The 7,463-nt window shown below is 75.4% G+C and carries 4 protein-coding genes and 1 riboswitch; of the genes, 2 read left to right on the plus strand and 2 right to left on the minus strand.

Features of this window, described 5'->3' with window-relative positions; genetic code table 11:
- Positions 1-13: 13 nt before the first annotated feature.
- Together lnt and cobN are read right to left on the minus strand one after the other, a co-directional pair.
- The gene (gene lnt / locus ACFQ87_RS36150) at positions 14-1,654 is read right to left on the minus strand and encodes an apolipoprotein N-acyltransferase (RefSeq protein WP_380615165.1); all 1,641 of its coding nucleotides are present in this window, start codon (positions 1,652-1,654) and stop codon (positions 14-16) included.
- A 108-nt stretch (positions 1,655-1,762) separates the two neighbouring features.
- Positions 1,763-5,371: a cobaltochelatase subunit CobN gene (gene cobN, locus ACFQ87_RS36155; protein ID WP_380615166.1), complete on the minus strand. Its 3,609-nt coding sequence runs from the start codon at positions 5,369-5,371 to the stop codon at positions 1,763-1,765.
- Between the two features lie 136 nt (positions 5,372-5,507).
- A riboswitch (cobalamin riboswitch) is annotated at positions 5,508-5,593 on the minus strand.
- A 235-nt stretch (positions 5,594-5,828) separates the two neighbouring features.
- Between cobN and ACFQ87_RS36160 the strand changes: the two genes are divergently transcribed.
- Together ACFQ87_RS36160 and ACFQ87_RS36165 are read left to right on the plus strand one after the other, a co-directional pair.
- Entirely contained in the window at positions 5,829-7,088 is a 1,260-nt protein-coding gene (locus tag ACFQ87_RS36160; protein ID WP_380615167.1) for a cobalamin biosynthesis protein CobG, read from the plus strand.
- Positions 7,085-7,463: precorrin-8X methylmutase (locus ACFQ87_RS36165; protein WP_380615168.1), on the plus strand; the 379-nt coding region annotated here is incomplete at its 3' end. The genes ACFQ87_RS36160 and ACFQ87_RS36165, both read left to right, overlap by 4 nt.

Below are 7,463 nucleotides of genomic sequence, written 5' to 3' on the forward strand. Positions count from 1 at the left end.
TGAGCGGCGGGCGCTAAACGGCGGGGAGCTGAGCGGAGCGCCGCGAAGCCCGCGAGCGCCACCTGCCCGCCGCCGCCGCCGTCGTCGTGACCAGCAGCGCGCCCATCGGCACCACGTCGCCGACCCGGTCGTACCAGGTCATCGTCCCCGGCGCGGTGAGCGGCAGCTTCACGGTCAGCGCCCCGGTGCGGTCGGTGCCGAGCCGGGCCAGCTCCCGGCCCTGGGCGTCGAAGGCGGCCGAGACCCCGGTCAGCGAGGCCTGCACGGCCGGACGCCCGGTCTCGGCGGCCCGGATCGCCGCCAGCGCGACGTGCTGCTCGGGCGCCCAGGTGTGCTGGAAGGTCGAGGTCGAGGACTGGTAGACCAGCACCCGGGCGCCGTCCCGCGCCGCCGTCCGGGCCATGTCCGGGAACGCCGACTCGAAGCAGATCAGCGCGCCGACCGGCAGCGGCCCGCCCGCCCGGTCGATGGCCGGCAGCACGTGGAAGGCGCTGCCGGGCGCCCGGTTCTCGCCCGCCGCCCGGCTGACCCCGGCGATCCAGCCGAGCGCCGGGCGCAACGGGATGTACTCGCCGAAGGGCACCAGACGGATCTTGCGGTAGCGGTCCACCACGCCCGCCGGGGAGACCAGCACCGCGTCCTTGGAGATCCGCCCGTCGGCCTTGCGGGCGTCCTCCCCGGCGATGATCTCGGCGCCGGTCGTCGCCGCGAGCCGGCGCAGCCCGTCCAGGGCGACCGGCTCGTGGTCCAGGTCGGCGGCGGTGCTGCTCTCGCCCCACACCACCAGGTCCAGTGGCTGCCCGACCAGGGCGGCGGTGGTTCGGGCGCTCGTGTCGAACCGGGCCTGCGGGTCCTCCACGATGCCCGGCTGGACCAGCGCCACCGTCACCGCGCCGGTGCGGATCGGCGCCGGGCGCAGCGCGAACAGCACCGGACCGGCGGCCAGCAGCAGCACGGCGGTCAGCGCCGCGACCGCCCGAGGCTGCCGGTGCACCGCGGTCAGCACGATCAGCACCGCGGTGTTCACCGCCGTGACCGCCGCGCTGACCAGCCAGATCCCGCCCGCCGAGGCCAGTCCGAGGATCGCCGGGTGCTGCCACTGGGTGGCGCCGAGCAGCGCCCAGGGCCCGCCGAGCGCGGGCCAGGACCGCGCGTACTCGGTGGTCACCCAGACCGCCGGGACGACCAGCAGCGCGAGCAGCGCCCGACGCGTGGTCAGCGCCGGGTGCAACAGCCGGTGCACCGCGTAGCCGACCGCGCCCTGCAGCGCCCCGAACAGCACCGCGAGCACCGGCAGCGCAGGGCCGATGGACGGCACCAACCAGTACATCGCGGTCAGGATGAACCCCGCCCCGAACCACCAGCCGCGCACCGACGCCTCCCGCCCCGACGGGGCGCGCTGCATCAGCAGCAGCCCGGGGACCAGCGCGATCCACGCGAGCCAGGCCTGCCCCGGTGCCGGGAACGCCAGCACCGGCACCGCCCCGGCCGCCAGCGCCCCGAACCGCGCCCGGTACCGGCGCGGCCGTTCGCCGGCGGCCGGGGCTGCGGCCGAATCGCCGGCCGGGGCTGCGGCCGAATCGCGGGTCGAGTCGGCGGTCGGGGCGGCGGTCGTGCTCAGGGCTTGGCGTGCGTGAGCGATGCGGCGCGACATGCCCCGTATTGTCCGCTTGGGCGCCGAACGCCACCAGTGGCCCCGTCACCCGAATGGATGACGGGAACACCACGTTTCGAACACGGTGGCTTCATGCCCCTCGACAGATCAGCCCTCGTCGCCCTCCAGGTCGCCCTCGGTCTCCAGGAACGCGGCCTGCAGCTGCTCGATCAGCTCCGGGTCAGGTTGCTCCCACAGCCCGCGGCTGGCCGCCTCCAGCAGGCGCTCGCTGATCCCGTGCAGCGCCCACGGGTTGGCGCCGGCCAGGAACTCCCGGTTGACCGGGTCGAGGACGTACTCCTGGGTCAGCTTCTCGTACATCCAGTCCGCGACCACGCCCGTCGTGGCGTCGTAGCCGAACAGGTAGTCGACCGTCGCGGCCATCTCGAAGGCGCCCTTGTAGCCGTGGCGGCGCATCGCCTCGATCCAGCGCGGGTTGACCACCCGGGCGCGGAAGACGCGGGCGGCCTCCTCGGTCAGGGTGCGGGTGCGGACCGTCTCCGGGCGGGTCGAGTCGCCGATGTAGGCGGTCGGTGCCTTGCCGGTGAGGGCGCGGACGGTGGCCACCATGCCGCCGTGGTACTGGAAGTAGTCGTCCGAGTCGGCGATGTCGTGCTCGCGGGTGTCGGTGTTCTTCGCGGCGACGGTGATCCGCTTGTACGCGGTCTCCATCTCCTCGCGCGCCGGGCGCCCGTCCAGGCCGCGGCCGTACGCGTAGCCGCCCCAGACCGTGTACACCTCGGCCAGGTCGGCGTCGGTGCGCCAGTCCCGGCTGTCGATCAGCTGGAGCAGGCCCGCGCCGTAGGTGCCCGGGCGGGAGCCGAAGACGCGGACGGTGGCCTTGCGCTCGTCGCCGTGCACCGCGAGGTCGGCCTGCACGTGGGCCCGGACGAAGTTGTCCGCGTCGGCCTCCTCCTGGGCGGCGGCCAGGCGCACCGCGTCGTCCAGCAGGGCGACCACGTGCGGGAAGGCGTCCCGGAAGAAGCCGGAGATGCGCAGCGTGACGTCGATGCGCGGGCGGCCCAGTTCGTCCAGCGGGATCGGCTCCAGGCCGGTGACCCGGCGCGAGGCGTCGTCCCAAACCGGTCGGACGCCGAGCAGCGCGAAGGCCTCGGCGATGTCGTCGCCGGCGGTGCGCATCGCACTGGTGCCCCAGAGCGAGAGCCCGACCGAGGGCGGGTAGGCGCCGTCGTTGTCGGCCCGGTAGCGCTCGATCAGCGAGGCGGCGAGCGCATGGCCGGTCTCCCAGGCGAGCTTGCTGGGTACGGCCTTCGGGTCGACGGAGTAGAAGTTGCGGCCGGTCGGCAGCACGTTGACCAGGCCGCGCAGCGGCGATCCGGACGGCCCGGCCGGAACGAAGCCGCCCTGGAGCGCGTGCAGTACGGCGTCCAGCTCGTCGGTGGTGGCGGCCAGGCGCGGCACCACCTGGGTGGCGGCGAAGGTCAGCACCTCGCGGACGGCCTCCGGCAGCCCGGCGGCGACCTTCTCCACCGCCTCGGGCGCCCAGTCCTGCGCCTCCATCGCCTCGACCAGGGCGCGGGCCTGCGCCTCGGCCGCGTCGGTGGCACCGAGGGTGAGCGCGGCCTCGTCCAGGCCGAGCGCCTCGCGCAGACCGGGCAGCGCGCTGACGCCGCCCCAGATCTGCCGGGCGCGCAGGATGGCGAGCACGATGTTGACCCGGTCGGTGCCGGCCGGGGCCTGGCCGAGGACGTGCAGACCGTCGCGGATCTGGGCGTCCTTGACCTCGCAGAGCCAGCCGTCGACGTGCAGCAGGAAGTCGTCGAAGCCGTCGTCCTCGGGGCGCTCGTCGAGGCCGAGATCGTGGTCCAGCTTGGCGGCCTGGATCAGGGTCCAGATCTGGGCGCGGATCGCGGGCAGCTTGGCCGGGTCCATCGCGGCGATGTTGGAGTGCTCGTCGAGCAGCTGCTCCAGCCGGGCGATGTCGCCGTAGGAGTCGGCGCGGGCCATCGGCGGCACCAGGTGGTCGACCAGGGTGGCGTGGGCGCGGCGCTTGGCCTGGGTGCCCTCGCCCGGGTCGTTGACCAGGAAGGGGTAGATCAGCGGCAGGTCGCCGAGGACGGCGTCCGGGCCGCACTCGGCGGACAGCGCGGCGGTCTTGCCGGGCAGCCACTCCAGGTTGCCGTGCTTGCCGAGGTGGATGACGGCGTGGGCGCCGAAGCCGCCGTCCTCCTGCGCGGCCTCGATCCAGCGGTAGGCGGCCAGGTAGTGGTGGCTCGGCGGCAGGTCGGGGTCGTGGTAGATGGCGACCGGGTTCTCGCCGAAGCCGCGCGGCGGCTGGATCAGCACCAGCAGGTTGCCGGAGCGGATCGCGGCCAGCACGATGTCGCCGTCCGGGTTCTGCGAGCGGTCGACGTACAGCTCGCCGGGGGCCGGGCCCCAGTGCTCCTCGACCTGCTCGCGCAGGGCCTGGGGGAGCGTGGCGTACCAGCGGCGGTAGTCGGCGGCGGGGATGCGGACCGGGTTGCGGGCCAGCTGGTCCTCGGTCAGCCAGTCCTGGTCGTAGCCGCCGGCGGCGATCAGGGCGTGGATCAGCGCGTCGCCCTCGTGGCCGCCCTCGTCATCGAACGCGGGGAGGTCGTCCCCGAGGTCCATGCCCTCCGCGCGCAGCCGGTCCAGCAGGCGGACCGCGCTGGCCGGGGTGTCCAGGCCGACGGCGTTGCCGACCCGGGCGTGCTTGGTCGGGTAGGCGGACAGCACCAGCGCGAGGCGGCGCTCGGCGGCCGGGGTGTGGCGCAGCAGGGCGTGCCGGACGGCGGTGCCGGCGACGCGGGCGGCGCGCTCCGGGTCGGCGGCGTAGACGGTCAGGCCGTCCTCGTCCAGCTCCTTGAAGGAGAACGGGACGGTGATCAGGCGGCCGTCGAACTCCGGAACCGCGACCTGGGTGGCGGTGTCCAGCGGGGAGAGGCCGTCGTCGCTGGCCTCCCACTGGGCGCGCGACCAGGTGAGGCAGAGCGCCTGCAGGATCGGGCGGTCCAGGGCGGCGAGCGCGCCGGCGTCCCAAGCCTCCTCGTCGCCGCCGGCCTGGGCGTCGGCCGGGCGGGTGCCGCCGGCGGCCAGCACGGTGGTGACGATCGCGTCAGTGTCGCCGAGCGCGGCCAGCAGTTCGGGCTCGGCACCGCGCAGCGAGGCGCAGTAGTAGGCCCTGGCCCGGGCGCCCCGGTCCTCGATCGCCCGGCAGAGCGTCTCGACGAAGGCGGTGTTGCCGCTCATGTGGTGGGCGCGGTAGTAGAGCACCGCCACCGTCGGGCCTTCGCTGACGCGTTCCTCACGCTCCAGCGGGCCCCAGGCCGGGGCGGAGGCGGGCGGGGCGAAGCCGTGGCCGGTCAGCAGCACGGTGTCGGAGAGGAAGGCACCCAGCTCGGCCAGGTTGGCCGCCCCGCCGTGGGCGAGGTAGGCGTGCGACTCGGCGGCGATGCCGGCCGGGACGGTGGACAGCTCCATCAGCTGGGCGTCGGGGGCCTGTTCACCGGTCAGCACGACCACCGGGCGGGGGCCGGCCAGCAGCGCGTCCAGGCCCTCCTGCCAGGCGCGCCGCCCGCCGAGCAGGCGGACCACCACGAGCTCGGTGCCCTCCAGCAGCGCGGGCAGGTCCTCGGGGGACAGCCGGGCCGGGTTGCCGAGCCGGTACGGGACGGGGCCGTTCGAAGCGCGGGCACTGAGCAGGTCGGTGTCGGACGTCGACAGCAGCAGGATCATGCGAAGGCCCTCCCGGCCTCGTCGGTGGCCAGGGTGGCCGTGGTGGTGGCCGGGGGCACGGGTGCGGGCATGCGACAGCGGGGGTGCATTTCTGCCTTCCTCGGGGTCCGCGCCCCGGGCCGGTGGAGGACGGCGGGAGTTCCTGGCTCCCGCGGCCGACCGGTCTCCCGGTGAGCCGCGGTCACAGTGGCGGGACCGCACCGGGCTTGCACCGGTTTCCTCCCCTGCGCCGTCGCTGGCGTGCGGACGGTCCGCTGGGACCGCCCGGCAGCATCGTACGGGGTGCGGCTGACCTGGGGGAGGGCGAGCTCCGCCACGTCCGGCGCGGGGGCGGCGTACGGGCGGGTGTGGGGGCGGGCCCGGGAGCCGGGGCGTGAGCCGGGAGCGCTGCGGGGTGACGCCGGGTGTGATGCAGCGGACGGAGGCAACCGATCGGATCATCTGTATGCTCGCCGCCATGCCACCGACACCCGACGCCACCGCGCCGGGCGCCACCGTGCCCGACCGGGGGCGCGCCGACGCCTGCCCCGGGGCACTTCGTCTGCACCCGGCCGACGACGGCGCCCTCGCCCGGGTCCGCCTGCCCGGCGGCCTGCTGACGGACCGTCAGGCGCTGGCCCTGGCCGAGGCCGCCGAGGCCCTGGGCGACGGGGAGTTGGAGACCACCTCGCGCGGCAACGTCCAACTCCGCGGCCTGGCCTCGGACTGCGGCGCCGAACTCGCCGACCGGCTGCGCGTCGTCGGCCTCCTGCCCTCGGACACGCACGAGCGGGTGCGCAACATCGTCGCCTCGCCCCTGGCGGGCCTGGGCCCGGCCGACTCGGCCGATGTGCAGGCCTGGGTACGGGAACTGGACGCGCGGCTGTGCGCGAGCGACTGGGCGTCCGCACTCTCCGGCAAGTTCCTGTTCGCGCTGGACGACGGGCGGGGTGACGTCGCCGCGCTCGACGCCGATGTGACATTGATCGCAGCCTCGGACGGGCCCGCCGTACTGCGCCTCGGGCGCGCCGCCGCCGGGCGCCCGGTCGAGCCCGGGCAGGAGGTGACGGCCGTCCTGGACGCCGCCCGCACCTTCCTGGACGCGCTGCGCACCAGCGGCCGCAAGGCCTGGCACCTGCGCGAGGTGCCCGAGTTGCTGCCGGCCGGTACGCTGCCGCTGCCCGCCGCCACCGGTGCGGCGCCCGTCGTCGGCGCGCTGCCCGGCGGGCTCTCGGTGGGCATGCGCTTCGGGCGGGCGAGCGCCGCGCAGTGGCGCGCGCTGGTCGCCGCCTCCGCCGGCGAGCTGCGGCTGACCCCCTGGCGCGGCGCGGTGCTGCCCGGCGCCCCGGTCGATCGGCTGCCCGCGCTCGAAGCCGCCGGCTTCCGTACCGCGCCCGGCTCTGCCTGGGAGCGGGCCACCGCCTGCACCGGGCTGCCGGGCTGCGCCAAGTCGCTGGCCGACGTCCGGGCGGACGCCGCGCGGGCGTTGGAGTCGGACGCCGCGCGGGTGTTGGCGTCCGGGCCGGGGGAGCCCGGGCCGGGCGGACTGCCGGTGCACTGGTCCGGCTGTGAGCGACGCTGCGGCCACCCGGCCGGGCGGTGGGTGGACGTGCTCGCCACGGGGCACGGCTACCGGGTGACGGTCAACGGGCCGGCCACGACCGCGGGCACTTCCGTGGACGTGAGGAACGAGCAGATGGCCGAGGCGGTCGCCGAGGCCAGGAGGACCACGAAGTGATCGAGTACGAGAAGGACGGCGCGTCCATCTACCGCCAGTCCTTTGCCACCATCCGCGCGGAGGCCGATCTGGCCGCCCTCCCGGCGGACGTCTCCCAGGTCGCGGTGCGGATGATCCACGCCTGCGGAATGGTCGACCTGGTCGAGGACCTGGTGTACTCGCCCGGCGTGGTCGCCTCGGCGCGCGCGGCGCTGCACGCCGGTGCGCCCATCCTCTGCGACGTCAACATGGTCGCCAGCGGCGTCACCCGCAAGCGGCTGCCCGCCGACAACGAGGTGGTCTGCACCCTCACCGACCCGTCGGTGCCCGAACTCGCCCGGAAGATGGGCAACACCCGCAGCGCGGCCGCCATGGAGCTGTGGCTGCCCCGGCTGG

This window comes from Kitasatospora sp. NPDC056531 (genome assembly GCF_042794375.1).
In the GTDB taxonomy this organism is placed as follows: domain Bacteria; phylum Actinomycetota; class Actinomycetes; order Streptomycetales; family Streptomycetaceae; genus Kitasatospora.

What these genes read in the sequence shown, in the direction of transcription:
- lnt (WP_380615165.1), bottom strand. Translation starts at nt 1,654, where the DNA reads ATGTCGCGCCGCATCGCTCACGCACGCCAAGCCCTGAGCACGACCGCC.
- cobN (WP_380615166.1), bottom strand. Translation starts at nt 5,371, where the DNA reads ATGATCCTGCTGCTGTCGACGTCCGACACCGACCTGCTCAGTGCCCGC.
- ACFQ87_RS36160 (WP_380615167.1), top strand. Translation starts at nt 5,829, where the DNA reads ATGCCACCGACACCCGACGCCACCGCGCCGGGCGCCACCGTGCCCGAC.